Below are 21,484 nucleotides of genomic sequence, written 5' to 3'. Positions count from 1 at the left end.
ACGCCCGAGGAAAATGCTAAGTGGCTGATCTGCCGGGAAAGGGTTTAACTGTTTGAAATAAAATATAAATCCCTGCCAACGAGAAAAAACGGATTTTCACGCCGACAGGGATTAGACGATTTTAGACCAAATTATGACTAAATGCCGCCCATCTGTGCTGCGATAGCCTGAGCTTCCTGCTGCCATCCCTGCGCCAGGGTGCGCACCAGGGCATCATAGCCGTCTTCACCCTGTTTCAATTCCAGGCTGAAAGGCCGTTTGATCAAGCGCCCCTGGCGATTCAGCACCCACTCGCCGCGAATGATCGCCTTGCCGTCAAAACGGCCGTGGAAGCCGCTGATGGTCACGTTCAGTACATCCTGATCGCTGCTCATCGGCTGCGAAGAGACCACCCAGCCCGGCAGCGCGCTGCTCAGGTTGGTGACCAGCGTTTGCTGCAGCTGCTGGTCGAGCGGGCTGGCCCACAGGTTGTTCTGGGCTATCACATACTGTACGTCGTTGGTCTGATACACCACGCCGTTCTGCGCCAGATAATCCGCCACGCTCACGTGTTCCAGCCACAGCTGGCGCGTGGAAGCGCCGCTGCTGCTGGCTGCAGCAGGCGCACCCAGCGCCGGCAACTGATAGTAAGTCTTCTGTGGCGAACTGCTGCAGGCGCTGAGTAACAGCGCCAGGGCTACCGGGATCCATTTCATCATTTCGTGGCCTTCTTCGGCTGAGGGTCAGTGCTGCCGGCGGCTTCAAACACCAGCGCGTTGCTCTTCTCATTCAGGGTGCGCAGCACCGGTTGCAGCTCACGCAATACCTGATCGAGGCGCTGCATGTCGCCCACCATCTTGTTGTAAGCCGGTGAACCAGGCTGGAGCCCTTTCATGCTGCGGTTCAGCTCCAGCAGCGTTTTCTGCATGTCCTGCGGCAGCGCCTGCATCTCTTTGCTGGCGATGATGTCGTTCAGCGACTTCATGGTCTGCTGCGTCGACTTCATGGTTTTCTGACTTTCTGCCAGCGTCTTGGTCGCTTCGTTGATCATCGGATTGATCGGCATCGAATTAATCTTATCCAACGTCTGCATCAGTTTCTGCTGGATCTGCGCCAGACCGCCGCTGGTGGTCGGCATCAGCGGATAACCGAACAGCTCGCGCGGCCCTTTCCACGGTTTTTCCTGCGGATAGAAGTCAAGATCGATGTACAGCGAACCGGTCAGCAGATTGGCGGACTTCATCGAGGCGCGCATGCCGCGAGACTCCGCATCTTTCAGGTGCCCTTCAATATCGAAGTTGCCGCCCAGCTGTTTCTGGAAGCGATCCGGCTCGATGCGGATCAGCACCGGAATGCGGTAATCGTTATCCAGACGCTGCGCCATGCCGTCTTTATAGAACGGCACCTGCGCCACCGTACCCAGACGGATGCCGCGGAACTCGACCGGCGCGCCCGGCTGCAGGCCGCGTACCGAGTCGGAGAAGAACAGCAGGTAATCCTTATGCACGGTATACAGTGAATCCTGCGTGCTGCGCTGGTTGTCGAACAGCTGGTACTCCGCCTTCTCTTTCGCCTGTTCGCCACGATCCCAGCCGTCCGGCACGTCAAAACTGACCCCGCCGCTGAACAGCGTGGTCAACGAGCCCATCTCCACCCGCATGCCCTGCGCCGACATGTCAAACGCCACGCCGCTGTCTTTCCAGAAACGCACGTTGGTGGTGACCAACTGATCGTAAGGCGCGGTGATGAACAGCTGATAGCGCATAGAGCGTTCTTTAGGATCGAAGTAGCTGGTTTCCACCGACCCGACGCGATAACCGCGGAACAGCACCGGATCGCCGGCGTTGAGCTGGCCTGACTTCTCGCTGTCCAGCACGATGCGCAACCCTTTGGCATCCGGGGAGGCCAGCGGCGGCGCATCGAGCAGCTGATAGTTGTCTTTGCCGTCTTTGCCTTTGTTGCCCGGCTGCAGTTCGATATAGGCGCCGGAGAGCAACGTGCCCAGCCCGGAGACGCCTTCACGGCCGATCTGCGGCTTCACCACCCAGAAAGCGGAATCCTGGCGCAGCAATTTTTCCATGCCGGAATTGAGGCGAGCCTGCACCATCACCTTGCTCAGGTCATCGCTCAACGTGACGGTTTCCACCACGCCGACGTCAACGCTGCGGCTTTTGATTTTGGTTTTACCCGCTTCCAGCCCTTCCGCCGTCGAGGTCACCAGCGTCACCACCGGCCCCTGATGGCTGAAGTGGTAAAACAGGATCCAGGCGCCGATCAGCGCGGTCACGATGGGAATGATCCACACCGGCGACCAGCGTTTGATCTTCTCGACGTCCGCGACGCTATGATTATTTTCCGTCACCTTGCGGCTCCTTGTTGATTGTTTCACTTGCGCGATCCCAGGTCAGCCGGGGATCAAATGTCATGGCGGCGAACATGGTGAGGATCACCACCAGCGCGAACAGCACGGCGCCCGTCGCGGGATAAATGCTCATCAACTGCCCCATTCGCACCAGCGCCGACAACACGGCGATCACAAACACGTCGATCATTGACCAACGGCCAACGAATTCGACCACTTCATAAATCAGATGCATACGCTCGCTGTCGGCGCGCGGTTTCTTCCTGCCGTTCGCATCCCAGCACAGCCAGCCGATCGCCAACATTTTCAGCGACGGCACCATGATACTGGCGATGAAAATCACCATCGCCACCGGATAAGAGCCGTCCCCCCACAGCAGGATCACCCCCGCCATGATGGTGGAGTTCATCTTGTTGCCCAACGCCTCGGTCACCATGATCGGCATCAGGTTGGCCGGAATATACAGCATGACAGAGGTCACCAGCAGCGCCAGCGTCCACTGCAGGCTGTGACGACGCCGCACGTAGCCCTTGGTGTGGCAGCGCGGACAGCGCACCTGATCGGCCGGCAAGATCGCCGTGCAGCACGCGCAAGAGCGCACGCCCTGGCGCATGCCGGTGCGCCCCACCGTCAGCGGGCGATTAAGTCGCGGCGCCGGTTCGATATCCTGCCACAACCAGCGCCGATCCACGCACTGGAAGGCGCGCACCTGCAGCAGGCAGAACAGGCAGTAAGGCACGAAGCTGCTGCCGATGCCGATATCGCCGTAGGCCATCAGCTTGACGAAGCTGACCAGCACCCCGGCGAGGAAAATCTCCACCATGCACCAGGTCTTGAACTGGAACAGCACCCGGGCCATCCATTCTTTGAGGCCCAGCGGCAAATGCACTCTGGCGCACAGCAGGATGATCGCCACCATGCAAAACGCCGGGATCAGCTGCACGAACACCATAAACAAGGTGGCCATGCTGGCGTAGTCTTCCGCCACCATGACTTCCGGGATTTGGATCAGCCGGATTTCGTTGCCGAGGCCGGCGACGCGCATGTTGATAAACGGGAAAATGTTGGCCAGCACCAGCATGAACAAGGCGCTGAGCGCGTAACCGATCGGCCGCTTGCGCGGCTCGTCCCAGCGGGCGCTGAGCGTGGTTTTGCAGCGCGGGCATACCGCTTTGCTGCCATAGGCCAGCGGCGGCAGCGCCACCAGCATGTCGCACTGCGGACACAGCATCAGGTTATCCTGTTGCGCCGCCGAGGGTGCGGAATGACTATGCTGCTGATGATTGTTGTGGGAACACACCATATTCCTCCTAAATAACGTTGCTCACCGGCACGTCGATGCCGCCCGCAGCAGCGCGCGGGCGGCATCGCAACGGTCAGCCGTTTTTCATCGCTTCCAGCTCTTCCCAACGGGCGAAAGCCTGTTCCAGCGCTTGCTCGGCATCAGCCAGCGCCGTCAGCACTTCTTGCGTTTCGCTGTGCGGCCGCGTGAAGAAATCCGCGTCACTCATCTGCGCCTGCAGCGCTTCGATTTCCGCTTCCAGCTGTTCGAGCCGCTGCGGCAACTGTTCCAGCTCACGCAGCAGGTTGTAACTCAGCTTGGCCGCCGTTTTCTTCGGCTGTTCGGCCTTTTTCTCCGCCGCCGGTTTGCTCGCGCTCGGCGCCGCCTGACGAATCGGTTTCGCCGTCGCGCGCTGGTGATGCGCATCGTAGTAACCGCCGACGAAGGCATTGATCACGCCGTTGCCTTCGAAGATCCAGCACTCGGTCACCGAGTTGTCGACGAACTGACGATCGTGGCTGACCAGCAGTACGGTGCCCTGATAGCCGTCGATCAGCTCTTCCAGCAACTCCAGCGTTTCGACGTCGAGATCGTTGGTTGGTTCATCGAGGATCAGCAGATTGCTCGGTTTAAGAAACAGCTTAGCCAACAGCAGGCGGTTACGCTCACCGCCCGACAGCGCCTTCACCGGCGTCATCGCGCGTTTCGGGTGGAACAGGAAGTCCTGCAGATAGCCCAATACGTGGCGAGGACGGCCGTTGACCATCACTTCCTGCTTGCCTTCCGCCAGATTGTCCATCACCGTGCGTTCCGGATCGAGATCGGCGCGATGCTGGTCGAAATAGGCCACTTCCAGCTTGGTGCCGCAGTGCACACGGCCGCTGTCGGCTTTCAGCTGACCGAGCATCAGTTTCAGCAGCGTGGTTTTGCCGCAGCCGTTCGGCCCCACCAGCGCAATCTTGTCGCCGCGCTGCACCTGGGCGGAGAAACCGCGCACCAGCACTTTTTCGCCAACCTGATAATTGACGTCTTCCAGCTCGAATACGATTTTGCCGGAGCGGGTCGCCTCTTCCACTTGCATCTTGGCGGTGCCCATCACTTCGCGGCGCTGCGAGCGCTCGACGCGCAGCGCCTTCAGCGCGCGCACGCGGCCCTCATTGCGGGTGCGGCGCGCCTTTATGCCCTGACGGATCCAGACCTCTTCCTGCGCCAGCTTGCGGTCGAACTCGGCGTTTTGCAGCTCTTCCACCCGCAGCGCTTCTTCTTTGCTCTGCAGATACAGATCGTAGTTGCCCGGCCAGGAAACCAGCTTGCCGCGATCCAGATCGACGATGCGCGTCGCCATGTTGCGGATAAACGAACGGTCGTGCGAGATGAAGACGATGCTGCCGTCGAACTCTTTCAGGAAACCTTCCAGCCAGTCGATAGTTTCGATATCCAGGTGGTTGGTCGGTTCGTCGAGCAGCAGCACGCGCGGCGAGCTCACCAGCGCGCGGCCCAGCGCCGCTTTACGCAGCCAGCCGCCGGACAGCGAGGAAAGTTCTGCGTCGCCGTTCAGCCCCAGCTGCATCAGCACTTCGCTGATGCGGCTGTCGAGCTGCCACAGCCCCTGGTGATCGAGGATCTCCATGATTTGCGCCATGCGCGCCAGATTTTTCTCGCTCGGATCGCTCTCCACCAGGTGGGAAATCGCATGATACGCCTTCAGGTGTTCCGCCTGCTCCGCGACGCCTTCCGCTACAAAGTCGAACACGCTGCCGCCGATATTGCGCGGCGGATCCTGTTGCAGACGCGCCACGATCAGATCCTGTTCGTAGATCACCCGGCCGTCGTCCAGCGGGATCTCTTTGCCGAGGATCTTCAGCAGCGTGGATTTGCCGGCGCCGTTGCGCCCGACCAGACACACGCGCTCGTTGTCTTCGATATGAATTTCGGTGTTGTCTAACAATGGCGCATCGCTGAAAGAGAGCCAGGCGCCGGACATGCTGATTAACGACATAGTAATTATTTTCCTTCGCCGGCGTGAGTCACCAGCCAGCAGTTGTGGATCTGACGGTTACGGGCAAAATCCTGCGACAGCGTCTTGGCGGTGATCTCTTTCGCCTCCAGACCCAACGCGCTCAGCCCTGCCATATCCATTTGGAAACCGCGCTTGTTGTTCGAGAACATAATGGTCCCGTTGCGGCGCAGCAACCGTTTCAAATCTTTCATCAGCGCCAGGTGATCGCGCTGCACGTCAAAGGTGTTCTCCATCCGCTTGGAGTTAGAGAACGTCGGCGGATCGATGAAGATCACGTCGAACTGTTCATTGGCATTGCTCAGCCAAGACAGGCAATCGGCCTGGATCAGCCGATGCTGACGGCCGGTCAGGCCGTTGGCGCGCAGGTTCTTCTCCGCCCATTCCAGGTAAGTACGCGACATGTCCACCGTGGTGGTGCTGCGCGCGCCGCCCAGCCCGGCGTGCACGCTGGCGGTGCCGGTGTAGGCGAACAGGTTGAGGAAATCCTTGCCGCCGCTCATCTCGCCCAGCATACGGCGCGCGATGCGGTGATCGAGGAACAGACCGGTATCGAGATAGTCGGTCAGGTTGACCCACAGTTTGGCGTTATACTCTTCCACCAGCAGGAACTCGCCCTTCTGCGCCAGCTTCTCGTACTGGTTTTTGCCCTTCTGCCGCTCGCGGGTTTTCAGGATCAGCTGATTCGACGGCAGCTCCAGCACCGCCAGCGTCGCGTTGATCACATCGAACAGACGCTGACGTGCTTTCTGCGCATCGACGGTTTTCGGCGGCGCATATTCCTGCACCACCACCTTGCTGCCATAGCGATCCACCGCAACGTTGTATTCTGGCAGATCGGCATCGTACAGGCGGTAGCATTCAATGCCCTGCTGTTTCGCCCACTTGTCGAGCTTCTTCAAATTCTTGCGCAGACGGTTGGCGAAATCTTCCGCCACCTGCACGCCGCCGGTGGCGCTACCGGCCGGGCTTGCCGCCAGTTGATAATTTTTCTGCACGCACTCCAGCGGGCCGTTCTTCGCCTTGAACTGGCGCTCGGCGCGCAGCTGCAGGCAGCTCAACAGCTCCGGCGAGGCGCTGAACAGCGACAGTTGCCAACCGCCGAAGGCGCTTTTCATCACGCGGCCCAGCATGTTGTGCAGCGCGATCAGCGCCGGTTCGCTTTCCAGGCGTTCGCCGTACGGCGGGTTGCTGATCACCGTGCCGTGCGGGCCTTCCGGCAGCGGGTTGGTCAAGCGCGCGACGTCGCCGACGTTGAAGGTGATCAGCTCGGCGACGCCGGCGCGGCGGGCGTTGCCGCGCGCCATTTCAATCACCCGGCGATCGATATCGGAACCGAAGAAGCGAGAGGCGGTTTCCTGCAGGCCACGGCGCGCACGCACCTGCGCTTCGGTGGTGACTTCACGCCACAGTTCGGCGTTGTGGCCATTCCAGGCGCTGAAGCCCCAGTGTTGACGGTGCAGGCCTGGCGCGCGATCGGCAGCGATCATCGCCGCTTCGATCAACAGCGTGCCGGAGCCGCACATCGGATCAAGCATCGGCGTGCCCGGCTGCCAGCCGGAACGCAGCACGATGGCGGCCGCCAGGTTTTCCTTCAGCGGCGCCTGGCCGGTGAGATCGCGGTAGCCGCGCTGATGCAGACCTTCGCCGCTCAGATCGAGCGCCACGCTGGCCATATCGCGCTGCAGGAAGACGTTAACGCGAATGTCCGGCTGCTGTTTGGCGACCGTCGGGCGTTGGTCGAGTTTGCGGGTGAAGCTGTCGACGATGGCGTCTTTCACCTTCAGCGCGCCATATTGGCTGTTGCGGATCTCTTCGTTCACGCCGCTGAAATGCACGGCAAAGGTTTTATCCACGCCAAAAATGCTCGGCCAGTCGATCGCCTGCACCCCGAGGTACAGATCCAGATCGCTGTGCACGCGGAATTCGTTCAGCGGCAACAGAATGCGCGAAGCCAGGCGGCTCCACAGCAAGCTTTGGTACAGAAGACGATCGTCACCCTGAAAATGTACCCCGCCCTGCACCACTTTGCAGTCGTGAGCGCCAAGCGCTTCCAGCTCGCTTTTTAACAGTTCTTCCAATCCACGCGCCGTGCTGGCAAACAGAGAGTTCATATCGTACTTATCACCAAAAAGAAAATTGTTGCGCATTATAGCTAATCCGCACCGCTTGTCATAAAGTTGCTCCCTTCTATTTAATCATCGCACGGAGATAAGGGTGATCACGCTTTCCAAACTCTACGTCCATCCGGTTAAATCACTGCGCGGCCTGCAGCTTTCTTACGCCCAGGTCGGCAGCAGCGGTCTGGCCTTCGACCGCAACTTTATGATCACCGAGCCGGACGGCACCTTTATTACCGCGCGCCAATATCCGCAGATGGTGCTGTTCACGCCGGCGCTGCTGCCGGACGGGCTGTTCCTGACCGCGCCGGACGGCGAAAGCGCCGCCATTCGCTTCAGCGACTTCGCCGCCGCGCCGCAGCCGACCGAGGTATGGGGCAACCATTTCACCGCGCTGACTGCGCCAGATGAGATCAACCGTTGGCTGAGCGGCTATTTCCAGCGCGACGTGCAGCTGCGCTGGCTGGGGCCGGAGCTGACCCGCCGGGTCAAGAAGCACCCTGAAATCCCGCTGACGTTTGCCGACGGCTACCCTTATCTGCTGATTAACCAGGCTTCGTTCAACGATCTGCAGCAGCGTTGCCCCGGCAGCATCAAGCTGGAACAGTTCCGCCCCAATCTGGTGGTGAGCGGCGCTACCGCCTGGGCTGAAGACGGCTGGCAGGTGATCCGCGTCGGCGACGTCATGTTCGATCTGGTGAAACCCTGCAGCCGCTGCGTGCTCACCACCGTCAGCACCGAGCGTGGCCGCAAGCACCCGAGCGGCGAACCGCTCAGCACGCTGCAAAAATTCCGCTCCGCCGACAACGGCGATATCGATTTCGGCCAGAATATGATCGCGCGCAACAGCGGCATCATCCGCGTGGGCGATACGGTGGAAGTGCTGTCGACCAAGCCGCCGCGCCCTTATGGCGCAGGCAAAGTGGTGGAGAGCGTGCAAGCGCCGCAAGACAGCGCGCACAGCGTCACGATCGAATATGAAGGAAAGGTGTTTACCGGCAACAACCAGCAGATTTTGCTCGAACAGCTGGAGCAGCAAGGCATCCGCGTGCCTTACTCGTGCCGCGCCGGGATTTGCGGCAGTTGCCGCATTACGTTGCTGAGCGGTGAAGTCGCGCCCCTGAAGAAAAGCGCGCTGGGCGACAACGGCACCATCCTGTGCTGCAGCTGCATCCCGAAAAGTGATTTGACCCTGGCGTAATCCGCCTTATACCGCCCTGTCGTAAGCCGGGGCGGCGCTTTCATCCTGCACGCAGGGTTTCAGCCGATCGTGCATCACCTTGATGGCGTCGCCCAATACCATGGTACGGCCGGCGACCGTCAGCTGATTTTGCGCCAGCAGGCACAGGCTGGCGTTATCCCCGGCCTCCACCACCAGCAAGCGCGCTTCCGCGCCGCTCTCCATCACTTTCACCGCCGCCAGCTCGCCGTTTTTCGGCTGCAGCGGGTAATGCTGCTGCGAGAAATGCCAGCTCTTTGGCATCAGCGGTTTCAGGAAGCGATAGGCGACCAGCGCATTCAACACCAGCTCGGCGCGCTGTTCATGGCTCAGCTTGACCTGCTTGCACTGTTCTTCATAGGTGAAATAAAGGGCAGCGTCATCCACGCAAAAAGCGCATTCATCAAAGGCGTCCGGCGTTAACATTTTGGCCGGGAAACGTGAACGAAAGATCATACCATTAGCTAAATCCAGCATTAGCCGATCGTGTTCGGCATCAAAATACCAACGCCAATTATCGTCAGGTTTTATCTTCATTTCGTATCCTTCTCGCTGCCTATGCCAACGCCGCACTCACCCTAAAAGGCGATTTTATCACCGATAAAATAGCTTAAACATCGGATAATTCCGCGAACGATATTTATGCTAACGAACAAAATATAGACGAGCCGGGGGCAGAAATAAACCCCCGGAATAAAATGAGAGGAAAAATATTAGATATGGGTAACGATATCTTTAATCAAACGCGGGCCGTGATAGATAAATCCGGAATAAATTTGCAGCAGGCTCGCGCCGGCCTCCATTTTTTCGCGCGCCGCCGTCAGCGAATCGATGCCGCCTACGCCGATAATCGGCAGGCGCCCCTGCAGTTCGGTGGAGAGACGACGGATCACTTCGGTGCTGCGTGATTGCAACGGACGCCCGCTTAACCCGCCCGCTTGTTCGCAATAATTCAACCCCTGGATCAATTTTCGATCCAACGTGGTATTGGTGGCGATCACGCCATCGATATTATGCCGCACCAGGCTATCGGCAATTTGGATCAATTCTTCTTCTGAAAGATCCGGCGCGATCTTTACCGCCACCGGCACATATTTGTGATGACGCGCATGTAATTCCTGCTGCTTATTTTTAATCGCAGCCAAAAGATCGTCCAGCGCTTCGCCATACTGTAAGGATCGTAACCCCGGCGTATTCGGTGAAGAGATGTTAATCGCGATATATCCGGCATACGGATAAACTTTATCCATGCAGATCAAATAATCGTCTTTGCCCTGCTCGACCGGCGTGTCTTTATTCTTGCCGATATTGATCCCAAGAATGCCGCCGAAATGGGATTTCTTAACGTTTTCAACCAGATTGTCCACGCCATGGTTATTGAACCCCATGCGGTTAATCAGGCCTTCCGCCTCAACCACGCGGAACAAGCGCGGCTTGTCGTTGCCCGGTTGCGGACGCGGCGTCACGGTGCCGACCTCCACATGGCCGAAGCCCATCGCGCCGAACGCATCGATGCATTCGCCGTTTTTATCCAGACCGGCGGCCAATCCCAGCGGGTTTTTAAACGACAGCCCCATGCAGCTGACCGGTTTGGTCGGCACGGACTGACGGACAAGAAACGCTAATGGGGTGCCGGTAATACGGCTGAGCTGACGAAAGGTCACTTCGTGCGCGCGCTCCGGATCGAGCTGGAACAACGCTTTCCTGATGAGGGGGTAGTACATGGACTCTCCTGATTTCCCGGTTGCAAACCGGGGGCGTATTATCCGGTATCCCCCGCCTAATTGGAATTGATTAAAGGCAAAAAAAGCCGTTTTTACGCAATCGTTTTCCCTCTTCGCCGCCAAATCGCTGCCAATCCGCTTTTGCGCATATCCAAATCAAAAAATGAGATTTAAAAAACGCGCCCGGTTGCTGGTAGGTTTAAAACACTTCCCATTGATTTTCTAATTAAACCTAACTTTTAGTTATAAGGAGTGGCAATGCGCGTTATATCACTGGCCGGTAGCCCACGCATCCCATCACGTTCCGCCGCGCTGCTCTCGCTGAGTCAGAACTGGCTGCGGCAGCAAGGGGTGGAAGTGACGGCCTATACCCTGCACGACTTTGACGCCGAAGATCTGCTGTACGCCAACTTCAACAGTCCGGCGATCAAGGCGTTTGCCGAGCAGCTGGCGCAGGCCGACGGCCTGCTGATTTCCACGCCGGTTTATAAAGCGTCGTTCTCCGGCGCGCTGAAAACCCTGCTGGATCTGCTGCCGGAACGCGCTCTGGATCATAAGGTGGTGTTGCCGCTGGCGACCGGGGGGTCTGTCGGCCACATGCTGGCGGTGGACTATGCGTTGAAACCGGTGCTGGCGGCGCTGAAAGCGCAAGAGGTGCTGCACGGCGTGTTCGCCGACGACAGCCAGATCCAGTTGACCGACGAAGGCGCCACGCTCACCGACGCCGTGGCCGCCCGGCTGGAAGAGGCACTGGCCAGTTTCTATCTGGCGCTTGGCCGCCGCAAACCGCCTGCGCTGCGCGTCGCCTCGCCACTGGCGGCGCGTCAAACCGCCTGAAACGCCTGGAAAAGGAGAGCCTGAATGAAACAACGCATCGCTTTGCGGCGTTGGCTGAGCGCCGCCGCCTTCACCGGCCTGCTGTCGCTGGTTTGGGCCAACGCCGCCGTCGCTCAGGATCCGGCGCAATTCCGCATCGGCTACCAAAAAGGATCGGTCAGTCTGGTGCTGGCGAAGAGCCACCGGCTGCTGGAGGAACGTTTCCCCGCTACCCGCATCAGTTGGATCGAGTTTCCCGCCGGCCCGCAGATGCTGGAGGCCTTGAACGTCGGCAGCATCGATCTGGGCAGCACCGGCGATATTCCGCCGATCTTCGCGCAGGCCGCCGGGGCGGATCTGCTGTATGTCGGCGTTGAGCCGCCCAAACCGAAGGCGGAAGTGATCCTGGTGCCGGAAAACAGCCCGATCAAAACCGTCGCCGATCTGAAAGGCCATAAGGTCGCGTTCCAGAAAGGATCCAGCTCACATAACCTGCTGCTGCGATCGCTGCAAAAAGCCGGACTGAAATTTACGGATATCCAGCCCGCCTATTTAACGCCCGCCGATGCGCGCGCTGCATTCCAGCAGGGCAACGTCGATGCCTGGGCGATCTGGGATCCTTATTATTCCGCCGCGCTGCTGCAGGGCGGCGTGCGGGTGCTCGGCGACGGCACCGATCTGAATCAGACCGGTTCCTTCTATCTGGCGGCGCGCCCCTATGTCGAAGCTAATGGCGCCTTTATCAGCCAGGTCTTGACGGTGCTGACCCAGGCCGATGCGCTCACCCGCAGCGACAGGGCGCAAAGCGTGACCCTGCTGGCCAACGCCATGGGGCTGCCGGAACCGGTGATCGCCAGCTATCTGGATCACCGCCCTCCGACCGCCATCACACCGCTCGATGCGCATACGATCGCCGCACAGCAGCAAACCGCCGACCTGTTTTACGCCAACCGGTTGGTGCCGGTGAAGGTCGACATCTCGCAACGCATCTGGCGCCCAAGCGCACAATAAATACGGGGGAACATTGACGATGAGCCTGAACGTTTTCTGGTTTTTACCCACCCATGGCGACGGCCACTATCTTGGCAGCGCGCAGGGCGCTCGCAGCGTCGATCACGGTTACTTGCAGCAGATCGCCCAGGCGGCGGATCGGCTGGGATTCGGCGGCGTGCTGATCCCCACCGGTCGCTCTTGCGAAGACTCCTGGCTGGTGGCCGCCTCGCTGATCCCGGTCACCCAGCGGCTGAAATTTTTGGTCGCGTTGCGGCCGGGCATCATCTCTCCTACGCTGGCGGCGCGTCAGGCGGCGACGCTGGATCGCCTGTCCAACGGGCGCGCGCTGTTCAATCTGGTCACCGGCGGCGATCCGGAAGAGCTGGCGGCGGAGGGGTTACATCTCAGTCATGAAGAGCGTTACGAGGCCTCGACCGAGTTCACTCATATCTGGCGCCGGGTGCTGGAAGGGGAAACCGTCGATTTCCACGGCAAGCATATTCAGGTGAAAGGTGCCAAGCTGCTGTTCCCGCCGGTGCAGCAGCCGCGCCCGCCGCTCTATTTCGGCGGATCCTCCGCCGCCGCGCAGGATCTGGCCGCTGAACAGGTAGAAATGTACCTCACCTGGGGAGAGCCGCCGGCGCAGGTCAAAGAGAAGATCGAGGAAGTACGCGCCAAAGCGGCGGCGAAGGGCCGCCAGGTGCGTTTCGGCATCCGTCTGCACGTCATCGTGCGGGAAACCACCGAAGAGGCCTGGCGCGCCGCCGATCGGCTGATCGCGCACCTCGATGAGGAAACCATCGCCAACGCGCAGCAGGCCTTTGCGCGCTTCGACTCCGTCGGCCAACGGCGCATGGCGGCGCTGCACGGCGGCAAAAAGGATAACCTGGAGATCAGCCCGAACCTGTGGGCCGGCATCGGCCTGGTGCGCGGCGGCGCCGGCACCGCGCTGGTGGGCGATGGCCCGACGGTCGCGGCGCGCATGCAGGAATATGCCGATCTGGGCATCGACACCTTTATTCTCTCCGGCTATCCGCATCTGGAAGAGGCCTACCGCGTCGGCGAACTGCTGTTCCCGCACCTCGATCTGGCGCAGGAGGAAACGCCCGCTCGCCTTCAACCGGTGCGCCCGCAGGGCGAAGTGGTGGCCAACATCTATGTTCCGCAAAAAGTATCGCAGAGCTGAGGAGCACCCCGATGGCAAATAACGTACAACGCATCCTGTATCGGCTGGCTCCCTGGGCGCTGCCGTTGGCGCTGGTGATCATCTGGCAGATCGCCGTCGAAACCGGCTGGCTGTCCAACCGCATTTTGCCGGCGCCGAGTGCGGTGCTGGCCGCCTTCTGGCGCCTGAGCCAAAGCGGCGAACTGTGGCAGCACCTGAGCATCAGCAGCCAGCGCGCGTTGATCGGCTTTGGCATCGGCGGCAGCATCGGACTGATACTCGGCTTTATTACCGGGCTGTCGCGCTGGGGTGAACGCCTGCTGGACAGCTCGGTGCAAATGATCCGCAACGTGCCGCATCTGGCGCTGATCCCGTTGGTGATCCTGTGGTTCGGCATCGATGAATCCGCCAAGATCTTTCTGGTGGCGCTCGGTACGCTGTTTCCGATTTATCTCAACACCTATCACGGCATCAAAAACATCGATCGCGGCCTGTTGGAGATGGCCCGCAGCTACGGCCTGAGCGGTTTCCGCCTGTTTACACAGGTGGTGCTGCCGGGCGCGCTGCCGTCGATTATGGTCGGCGTGCGTTTCGCTCTCGGCTTCATGTGGCTGACGCTGATCGTCGCCGAAACCATCTCGGCCAATTCGGGCATCGGCTACCTGGCGATGAACGCGCGTGAATTTCTGCAAACCGACGTGGTGGTGGTGGCGATCGTGCTGTACGCCCTGCTCGGCAAGCTGGCGGACGTGGGCGCGCAGCTGTTGGAGCGCGTCTGGTTGCGCTGGCATCCGGCCTATCAACTGAAACAGGGAGAAGCGCTATGACCCTTCCCGCTCGCCTTGCGCAAGGCACGCCGGTGACGCTGGAGTCCATCGGCAAACGTTACGGCAACCGCACGGTGCTGGACAATATTCAGCTGCGCATTTCCGCCGGACAGTTCGTGGCGGTGGTCGGCCGCAGCGGCTGCGGCAAGAGCACCCTGCTGCGCCTGTTGGCCGGCCTGGAACAGGCCAGCAGCGGCGCGCTGCTCAGCGGCAACGCGCCGCTTGCCGCCGCTAAAGAGGATACCCGGTTGATGTTTCAGGATGCGCGCCTGTTGCCGTGGAAAACGGTGATCGACAACGTAGGTCTGGGGCTGCGCGGCCAGTGGCGCGACGCGGCGCTGCAGGCGCTGGACGCGGTCGGTTTGGCGGATCGCGCCCACGATTGGCCGGCGGCGCTGTCCGGTGGACAAAAACAGCGGGTCGCCCTGGCGCGCGCGCTGATCCACCGTCCCCGCCTGCTGCTGCTGGACGAACCGCTCGGAGCGCTGGATGCCCTGACGCGCATCGAGATGCAAGGGCTGATAGAAACGCTGTGGCAACAACACGGTTTTACCGTACTGCTGGTCACACATGACGTCAGCGAAGCCATCGCGCTGGCGGATCGGGTGATCCTGATCGAAGAGGGGCATATCGGGCTGGATCTGGCCATCGATCTGCCGCGGCCGCGCCGCAAAGGCTCGGCCAGGCTGGCGGAACTGGAGGCCGAAGTGCTGGAACGGGTGTTATCGCCGCCGGCTGCAGCGGACAGTACCCGCCGGGCGGTGAACTGAACGGATAAAAAAAGGGACGGCGCAGGCCGTCCCCCTTATCTATTCAGCGCGAAAAGATCAGGCGTCGAGCGCCTTGCTGATCTTCTCATACAGATCGCCGGACAGGTTTTCCAACCCTTTCAGCTGTTCCAACGCCTTGCGCATCAGCGCCTGACGGCCCGCGTCGTAACGCTTCAGGCGAATCAGCGGTTCAATCAGGCGCGCGGCGATCTGCGGGTTGCGCTGGTTGAGATCGCTGAGGATCTCCGCCAGGAACTGATAGCCGCTGCCGTCCGCGGCATGGAACGCCGCCGGGTTGCCGGAAGCGAAGCAGCCGATCAGCGAACGGGTGCGGTTCGGGTTGCTCAGGCTGAACGAACGGTGATGCAACAGTGCGCGCACCTTGCTCAACACATCTGCCGCCGGGCTGCTGCCCTGCAGCACGAACCACTTGTCCATCACCAGGCCATCCTGATGCCAGCGCTCGTCGAACGCCGCCAGCAGCGCATCGCGGCACGGCAGCTGGGCCGCGACCGCAGCAGACAGCGCCGCCAGCGAGTCGGTCATGTTGTCCGCCTGGCGATACTGTTCGCTCACCAGTTGGTCCGCCAGCGCCACATCTTCGCCGAACGCCAGATAGCCCAGGCACACATTACGCAAGGCGCGCTTGGCGATCTCGGCATGCTCCACGCGGTAGCCGTCGGTCTTGTTGGCGTGATACACCGCCAGCCACTCATCGGCCAACTCCCGCGCCAGACAGCGTACGATCGCTTCGTGCACCGCGGCGATCGCTTCCGGATCGATAGTGGCGAACAGCTCGGCGATTTCGTTCTCCGACGGCAGCGTCAGGATCTGCGCCGCCAGCGCCGGATCCAGTTTTTCGTCCAGCAGCACCGCGCGGAACGCATCGGCCACGTGCAGCGGCAGCGACAGCGGCTGCTTCTGCTGGTGCCGCGCCACGTTCAGCTTGATATAGGTCGCCAGCAGGCTCTGTGCCGCATCCCAACGCGCAAATTCATTGCGTGCGTGCTGCATCAGGAAGGTCAGTTGCTGATCGCTGTACGGATAGTCCAGCTTCACCGGCGCGGAGAATTCGCGCAGCAGCGACGGCACCGGCTTGTGCGCCACGCCGTCGAACACGAAAGTTTGCTCCGCTTCGGTGACGTTCAGCACGTTGTTGACCGGCAGGCCGCCTTTTTGCAATGGAATGACATTGCCTTCGCTGTCGTACAGTTCGATATCCAGCGGAATATGCAGCGGCAACTTCTCCGGCTGATCGGCGGTCGGCGCGGTCTTCTGGCTGACATGCAGGCGATACTGTTGGGTTTCCGCGTCGTACTCGTCGCGCACCGTCAACAGCGGCGTGCCGGACTGGCTATACCAACGGCGGAAGCGCGACAGATCCACGTTGGACGCGTCTTCCATCGCCTGAACGAAATCGTCGCAGGTAGCGGCGCTGCCGTCGTGGCGTTCGAAATAGAGCTGCATCCCTTTCTGGAAGTTCTCCTCCCCCAACAGGGTATGCATCATGCGGATCACTTCGGAACCCTTTTCATACACCGTGAGGGTGTAGAAGTTGTTCATCTCGATGACTTTGTCCGGGCGGATAGCGTGCGCCATCGGGCTGGCGTCTTCGGCAAATTGCGCGCCGCGCATCACGCGCACATTGTCGATGCGGTTGACTGAACGCGATCCCAGATCGGAACTGAATTCCTGATCGCGGAACACCGTCAGCCCCTCTTTCAGGCTGAGCTGGAACCAGTCTCGGCAGGTCACGCGGTTACCGGTCCAGTTGTGGAAGTATTCGTGGCCAATCACCGCTTCGATGTTCAGGTAATCCTTGTCGGTGGCGGTTTCCGCCTTCGCCAGCACATATTTGGAGTTAAAGATATTTAACCCTTTGTTCTCCATCGCGCCCATATTGAAGAAATCGACCGCCACAATCATATAAATGTCGAGATCGTATTCCAGGCCGAAGCGGGTCTCGTCCCACTTCATCGAGTTCTTCAGCGAAGTCATCGCCCAGTCGGCGCGATCCAGGTTGCCGCGATCGACGAACAGCTCCAGTGCGACCTTACGGCCGGAACGGGTGGTGAAGCTGTCGCGCAGCACGTCGAAGTCCCCCGCCACCAGCGCGAACAGGTAGCAAGGTTTCGGGAACGGATCCTGCCATTGCACCCAGTGGCGGCCATCGGCCAATTCGCCCTGGCCAATGCGGTTGCCGTTTGACAGCAGGAACGGATAGCGCGCCTTGTCGGCCACGATGCGGGTGGTAAAGCGCGCCAGCACGTCCGGGCGATCCTGGTAATAGGTAATGTGGTGGAAGCCTTCGGCTTCGCATTGCGTGCACAGCGCATCGCCGGACAGGTACAGCCCTTCCAGCGCGGTGTTCTTCGCCGGGTGAATATCGTTGACAATGGTAAGAGTGAATTGTGCCGGCAACTCTTCGATGATCAGCTGGTTATCCTGCTGACGGTAGGCGCTCCACGGTTGGCCGTCCACCTGAATGCTCACCAGCGTCAAATCTTCGCCATCCAGCACCAGCGGTGCACCGGCCGCCCCCTGACGTTTGATTTTACTGACGGCGGTCACGCGCGTGGTTTCCGCATCCAGACTGAAGTCCAAATCGATATCGGTCGTGGTGTAATCGGGCGCGCGATAATCGTGGCGGTATTTTGCCTGTGGCTGTTGTGTCATAAAAACCCTTAAACGTCTCAGTGAGTTATAGGTGCCAGGCTGCGCTTCTCCTTCGTACCGCAGCCGGTATGTTCCCCTGCGGCGCGCGGTGAGCCTGAATTGTGAATAAACTGTATCACAGCTGACCGAAAAGCCCAGAGCCGCAGGGCGACCAAGAGAGAGAAATCAGAGGCAAATCATAAATCGGCCGGCAGGCGGCAGTGCGGGTGACCAATGGCTAAATAAAAATCAGCATTTAATGCTAAAAAGCCGCCATCGCGGCGCGCCGGCATAGTTGAGGCGACACAGGCGGCATGGTGGTATAATTGCGGCATCAGGCTCAGGGATGACTCGCACTATGAAAATTAAATACGCAATCTATTTTTTTACCCTGTGCCTGATGACTTCCTTCTCTCTGTTCATCGTCGATGAGCTGCTCGAAGCCCATACCGACTACCGCGACAACCAGTTGAACCTGTACAAAATCGATCGCGCCAAAGAAATTTCCGAAGCCTTTCAGGCTGCGTTGCTGGCTCATCGCCTCAAACGATTGAGCCTGATCGATCCGCAAATCACCCGTGCGCAATGTTTAGCCGCCGATCGGGTGGCACGCGAGAGAATCACCCGGATCCGCGAACATCTGGACGATGAGGTCGCCAGACAGCTCGGGGTGCGGCAAAAAATCGCCGCGCTGTCGATGATCGCGTTGATGGAGCAGCTGCTGGATAATGACAACCTGCAGCTTTCGCAGGTCAATAACACCAACGCCAATCTGTTCAACATCAACAGCGCCTATTACATCTCGCAAACCAGCAAGAGTTATTACCGTTACACCTACGATACCCGGATGGTGGATACCGACTCCTTTATGTTTCTCGAGGCCATCCGTCTCAATAACCGGTTAAATATGTCATTGACGGAATTGAGCGATCAGATTATCGACGTCAACGTCAGCCAGCTCGTTCGCAAAGACGCCTATCTGAAGTCCATTCAGCTGACCGGCGTGCTGAACGCGCTGAGCACCCGATTGATCTTCATGAAGATCAACTACGACGATGGACAAATCACCAACATCGTCAATGCGTTGCTCGCCCAGGTGTCCGCTGAGCGCCTCCAGCAGATTACCAATGGGCTGTATACCGCTATCGATACCCATAAGCCCTACCCCACAGCGCTTATTTCTCGCTATGTCGACGATGTGAGCGGGCTTTCGCAGGCGCTGTATCAACGCAGTTTCGAATTGGAAACCCTCGCCTCGCGCCACAAGATTTACGACAGCCAGACGACCATTTACGGCATGATCGCACTCGCCGGCCTGGTGGTTTTGCTGTTCATTTTGCCGGCGTTGGTGTTCTGCACCAGCATCAACCGCTGGTTGACCAAGACCCACAACAATATCGTGCGGCTGTCGCGCGGCGAGATGAATATCGATCGCAACGACGCCTTCTACAGCCAGGAATTGATCGCCATCAGCGACGCCATTCAGCAGCTCAGGCAATACCAGCTGGACAAGGTCTCGCTGGAGAGCGAGAAACAACTGCTGATTAAAGAGCTCGAGGCCTCTTCCTTCCTCGATCCGCTCACCAATATCTACAACCGCCGTAAATTCTTCCTTGAATGTCAACTGCTGGGCAACGCCAGCTACCCGCAGGCCTTTTGCCTGATCGACATCGACAATTTCAAACAACTCAACGACAGCTACGGCCACGACGTGGGTGACCGGGCGCTGGTGGCATTCGGCCACTTGCTGCAACGCGCGTTCCGCGCCAGCGACATCTTCTGCCGCTATGGCGGCGAAGAGTTCGCGGTGCTGCTGGGCAACTGTTCGTTGGACAACGCGCGGGACATCATGGAGCAATTGCGCGCACGTACTCATCGCCTGACGCTAAATCTGGCCGACGGACGGCAAGTGCGTTTCACCACCAGCTGCGGCATCGCGCCGGTCAGCGCGTTCGCCGCGCTGCAGGCGGCAATCAAACAGGCGGACGAAGCGCTCTATTTTTGCAAAAAGAACGGCAAGGATCGGGTCAGCGTGCATACCCAGGCCGGCTTTATCTGATTCGTTGTTTAAAATAATTAACATTATAATTTTTATGACTAATTAGGCTAAGTCATTCACCTTACAGGCATATCTGGCTTTTTTTCCTCCCCGCCGCTATCCAGCCGCCATAAAGGCACGTTTAATCCTCGACCCGCTTCGGTGATTTATGGTGTGATGCAGCTTCAATAACAGGATAATCCGGGTATACTCCACCCCCACTTTTATGATTATCCGGATTTGGACACGCGCCTGACGAGGATGCTGTAACGCGCTATGACTCAATACGCTTCCCCGATTTTGACATCACTGCTTGATACCGATGCTTATAAGCTTCATATGCAGCAAGCAGTGTTCCATCGCTATCCCGCGATCAGCGTGGCGGCGGAATTCCGCTGCCGCGGCGACGAACTGCTGGGCGAATATGCCGACGAGATCCGCGCGCAGGTGGCGCTGATGAGCCGGCTGGCGCTAACCGACGCCGAATTCGCTTATCTTTCGGGCCTGCCCTTCTTCCGTCAAGATTACCTGAACTGGCTGCGAACGTTCCGCTACGATCCGCAGCAGGTCACCATCGACAACCGCGACGGCAAGCTGCACATCCGCATCGCCGGCCCCTGGCGTGAAGTGATCATGTGGGAAGTGCCGTTGCTGGCGGTGATCAGCGAAGTGGTGCACCGCCGGCGCTCGCCGCTGGCGACGCCGGAACAGGCGGTGGCGCATCTGCAAACCAAGCTGGCGCAGTTCAAGACGTTGGCGGGCGATCTGGATCTTTCACGCTTCAAGTTGATGGACTTCGGCACCCGCCGCCGTTTCTCTCAGGGCGTGCAACAGGCCATCGTCAGCACATTGCAGGCCGAATTCCCGTACCTGTCGGGCACCAGCAATTACGATCTGGCGCACCAGCTGGGTCTGGCGCCGGTCGGCACGCAGGCGCATGAGTGGTTCCAGGCGCATCAGCAGATAAGCCCGGTGCTGGCCAACAGCCAGCGCGCCGCATTGCAGGCCTGGCTGGATGAATATCCGGACCAGCTTGGCATAGCGCTCACCGACTGCATCACCATGGATGCCTTCCTGCGCGACTTCGGCCCGCAGTTCGCCGAGCGTTATCAGGGGCTTCGCCACGATTCGGGCGATCCCGTCGAGTGGGGTGAAAAGGCCATTGCCCACTATCAGAAACTGGGCATCGACCCACTGAGCAAAACGCTGGTGTTCTCGGACAACCTGGATCTGGAAAAAGCGCTGGCGCTCTATCGCCATTTCTACCAGCGCATTAATCTCGGCTTCGGCATCGGCACGCGCCTGACCTGCGATATTCCCGGCGTTAAGCCGTTAAATATCGTGATCAAGCTGGTCGAGTGCAAAGGCAAGCCGGTGGCCAAGCTCTCCGACAGCCCCGGCAAGACCATCTGCCAGGACCAGGCGTTCGTCAGGGCTCTGCGCAAGGCCTTCGATCTGCCGCTGGTGAAGAAAGCCAGCTGAGCCTTCTTTATATAAAGAGAGAAAGCCGGCCCGGT

The 21,484-nt window shown here is 59.6% G+C and carries 16 protein-coding genes; 8 read left to right on the top strand and 8 right to left on the bottom strand.

Annotation, left to right across the window (positions count from 1 at the left end):
• Positions 1–137 precede the first annotated feature (137 nt).
• The 5 genes from pqiC to rlmKL all read right to left on the bottom strand — a co-directional run bounded on the left by pqiC (position 138) and on the right by rlmKL (position 7,754).
• A complete protein-coding gene (gene pqiC / locus J0F90_RS08640) occupies positions 138–698 on the bottom strand; it encodes a membrane integrity-associated transporter subunit PqiC (protein WP_016928294.1) in 561 nt (186 codons plus the stop codon).
• Entirely contained in the window at positions 695–2,341 is a 1,647-nt protein-coding gene (pqiB, locus tag J0F90_RS08635; RefSeq protein ID WP_033640798.1) for an intermembrane transport protein PqiB, read from the bottom strand. The genes pqiC and pqiB overlap by 4 nt, the downstream gene beginning before the upstream one ends.
• Positions 2,328–3,641 carry a membrane integrity-associated transporter subunit PqiA gene (pqiA, locus tag J0F90_RS08630; RefSeq protein WP_373978911.1) on the bottom strand — a complete coding sequence of 438 codons (1,314 nt, stop codon included), beginning with the start codon at positions 3,639–3,641 and terminating at the stop codon, positions 2,328–2,330. The genes pqiB and pqiA overlap by 14 nt, the downstream gene beginning before the upstream one ends.
• Positions 3,642–3,717: 76 nt before the next feature.
• Complete coding sequence (locus J0F90_RS08625; protein ID WP_033640799.1) at positions 3,718–5,622, bottom strand: ABC transporter ATP-binding protein; 1,905 nt, start codon at positions 5,620–5,622, stop codon at positions 3,718–3,720.
• Between the two features lie 5 nt (positions 5,623–5,627).
• On the bottom strand, positions 5,628–7,754 hold the full coding sequence (gene rlmKL, locus J0F90_RS08620; protein WP_089185319.1) for a bifunctional 23S rRNA (guanine(2069)-N(7))-methyltransferase RlmK/23S rRNA (guanine(2445)-N(2))-methyltransferase RlmL: 2,127 nt from the start codon (positions 7,752–7,754) through the stop codon (positions 5,628–5,630).
• 103 nt (positions 7,755–7,857) lie between these two features.
• Between rlmKL and J0F90_RS08615 the strand changes: the two genes are divergently transcribed.
• Entirely contained in the window at positions 7,858–8,961 is a 1,104-nt protein-coding gene (locus tag J0F90_RS08615; RefSeq protein WP_016928298.1) for a YcbX family protein, read from the top strand.
• Positions 8,962–8,967: 6 nt separating this feature from the next.
• On the opposite strand, the gene J0F90_RS08610 is transcribed toward J0F90_RS08615, so the two are convergent.
• Together J0F90_RS08610 and pyrD are read right to left on the bottom strand one after the other, a co-directional pair.
• On the bottom strand, positions 8,968–9,516 hold the full coding sequence (locus J0F90_RS08610; protein WP_033640801.1) for a cell division protein ZapC: 549 nt from the start codon (positions 9,514–9,516) through the stop codon (positions 8,968–8,970).
• A 176-nt stretch (positions 9,517–9,692) separates the two neighbouring features.
• Positions 9,693–10,703 (bottom strand): quinone-dependent dihydroorotate dehydrogenase, encoded by a 1,011-nt coding sequence (pyrD, locus tag J0F90_RS08605; RefSeq protein ID WP_019454516.1) that lies wholly within the window; start codon positions 10,701–10,703, stop codon positions 9,693–9,695.
• Positions 10,704–10,961: 258 nt separating this feature from the next.
• Between pyrD and ssuE the strand changes: the two genes are divergently transcribed.
• The 5 genes from ssuE to ssuB are packed head-to-tail and all read left to right on the top strand — an operon-like array spanning position 10,962 to position 15,274.
• On the top strand, positions 10,962–11,540 hold the full coding sequence (gene ssuE / locus J0F90_RS08600) for an NADPH-dependent FMN reductase (RefSeq protein ID WP_033640802.1): 579 nt from the start codon (positions 10,962–10,964) through the stop codon (positions 11,538–11,540).
• A 24-nt stretch (positions 11,541–11,564) separates the two neighbouring features.
• Positions 11,565–12,530, top strand: coding sequence for a sulfonate ABC transporter substrate-binding protein (locus tag J0F90_RS08595; RefSeq protein WP_015377347.1), 966 nt, complete (start codon positions 11,565–11,567; stop codon positions 12,528–12,530).
• Positions 12,531–12,549: 19 nt separating this feature from the next.
• Positions 12,550–13,698, top strand: coding sequence for an FMNH2-dependent alkanesulfonate monooxygenase (ssuD, locus tag J0F90_RS08590; protein ID WP_016928301.1), 1,149 nt, complete (start codon positions 12,550–12,552; stop codon positions 13,696–13,698).
• An 11-nt stretch (positions 13,699–13,709) separates the two neighbouring features.
• Positions 13,710–14,504 carry an aliphatic sulfonate ABC transporter permease SsuC gene (ssuC, locus tag J0F90_RS08585; protein WP_033640803.1) on the top strand — a complete coding sequence of 265 codons (795 nt, stop codon included), beginning with the start codon at positions 13,710–13,712 and terminating at the stop codon, positions 14,502–14,504.
• On the top strand, positions 14,501–15,274 hold the full coding sequence (gene ssuB / locus J0F90_RS08580) for an aliphatic sulfonates ABC transporter ATP-binding protein (protein WP_016928303.1): 774 nt from the start codon (positions 14,501–14,503) through the stop codon (positions 15,272–15,274). The genes ssuC and ssuB overlap by 4 nt, the downstream gene beginning before the upstream one ends.
• Positions 15,275–15,331: 57 nt before the next feature.
• On the opposite strand, the gene pepN is transcribed toward ssuB, so the two are convergent.
• On the bottom strand, positions 15,332–17,950 hold the full coding sequence (gene pepN / locus J0F90_RS08575; protein ID WP_033640804.1) for an aminopeptidase N: 2,619 nt from the start codon (positions 17,948–17,950) through the stop codon (positions 15,332–15,334).
• A 337-nt stretch (positions 17,951–18,287) separates the two neighbouring features.
• Between pepN and J0F90_RS08570 the strand changes: the two genes are divergently transcribed.
• Both J0F90_RS08570 and pncB read left to right on the top strand, forming a co-directional pair.
• Positions 18,288–19,988: a GGDEF domain-containing protein gene (locus J0F90_RS08570; protein ID WP_033640805.1), complete on the top strand. Its 1,701-nt coding sequence runs from the start codon at positions 18,288–18,290 to the stop codon at positions 19,986–19,988.
• A gap of 255 nt (positions 19,989–20,243) precedes the next feature.
• On the top strand, positions 20,244–21,449 hold the full coding sequence (gene pncB, locus J0F90_RS08565) for a nicotinate phosphoribosyltransferase (RefSeq protein WP_028127363.1): 1,206 nt from the start codon (positions 20,244–20,246) through the stop codon (positions 21,447–21,449).
• The last annotated feature ends 35 nt before the right edge of the window (positions 21,450–21,484 follow it).

The sequence above is a fragment of the Serratia marcescens subsp. marcescens ATCC 13880 genome (assembly GCF_017299535.1).
GTDB lineage: Bacteria > Pseudomonadota > Gammaproteobacteria > Enterobacterales > Enterobacteriaceae > Serratia > Serratia marcescens.
Note: the sequence above shows the minus strand (reverse complement) of the source record. Positions and strands in the feature narration are given on the sequence as shown.

Coding starts and splice junctions, on each gene's coding strand:
- pqiC (WP_016928294.1), bottom strand. CDS start 698: ATGATGAAATGGATCCCGGTAGCCCTGGCGCTGTTACTCAGCGCCTGC.
- J0F90_RS08625 (WP_033640799.1), bottom strand. CDS start 5,622: ATGTCGTTAATCAGCATGTCCGGCGCCTGGCTCTCTTTCAGCGATGCG.
- rlmKL (WP_089185319.1), bottom strand. CDS start 7,754: ATGAACTCTCTGTTTGCCAGCACGGCGCGTGGATTGGAAGAACTGTTA.
- J0F90_RS08610 (WP_033640801.1), bottom strand. CDS start 9,516: ATGAAGATAAAACCTGACGATAATTGGCGTTGGTATTTTGATGCCGAA.
- pyrD (WP_019454516.1), bottom strand. CDS start 10,703: ATGTACTACCCCCTCATCAGGAAAGCGTTGTTCCAGCTCGATCCGGAG.
- ssuE (WP_033640802.1), top strand. CDS start 10,962: ATGCGCGTTATATCACTGGCCGGTAGCCCACGCATCCCATCACGTTCC.
- J0F90_RS08595 (WP_015377347.1), top strand. CDS start 11,565: ATGAAACAACGCATCGCTTTGCGGCGTTGGCTGAGCGCCGCCGCCTTC.
- ssuD (WP_016928301.1), top strand. CDS start 12,550: ATGAGCCTGAACGTTTTCTGGTTTTTACCCACCCATGGCGACGGCCAC.
- ssuC (WP_033640803.1), top strand. CDS start 13,710: ATGGCAAATAACGTACAACGCATCCTGTATCGGCTGGCTCCCTGGGCG.
- ssuB (WP_016928303.1), top strand. CDS start 14,501: ATGACCCTTCCCGCTCGCCTTGCGCAAGGCACGCCGGTGACGCTGGAG.
- pepN (WP_033640804.1), bottom strand. CDS start 17,950: ATGACACAACAGCCACAGGCAAAATACCGCCACGATTATCGCGCGCCC.
- J0F90_RS08570 (WP_033640805.1), top strand. CDS start 18,288: ATGAAAATTAAATACGCAATCTATTTTTTTACCCTGTGCCTGATGACT.
- pncB (WP_028127363.1), top strand. CDS start 20,244: ATGACTCAATACGCTTCCCCGATTTTGACATCACTGCTTGATACCGAT.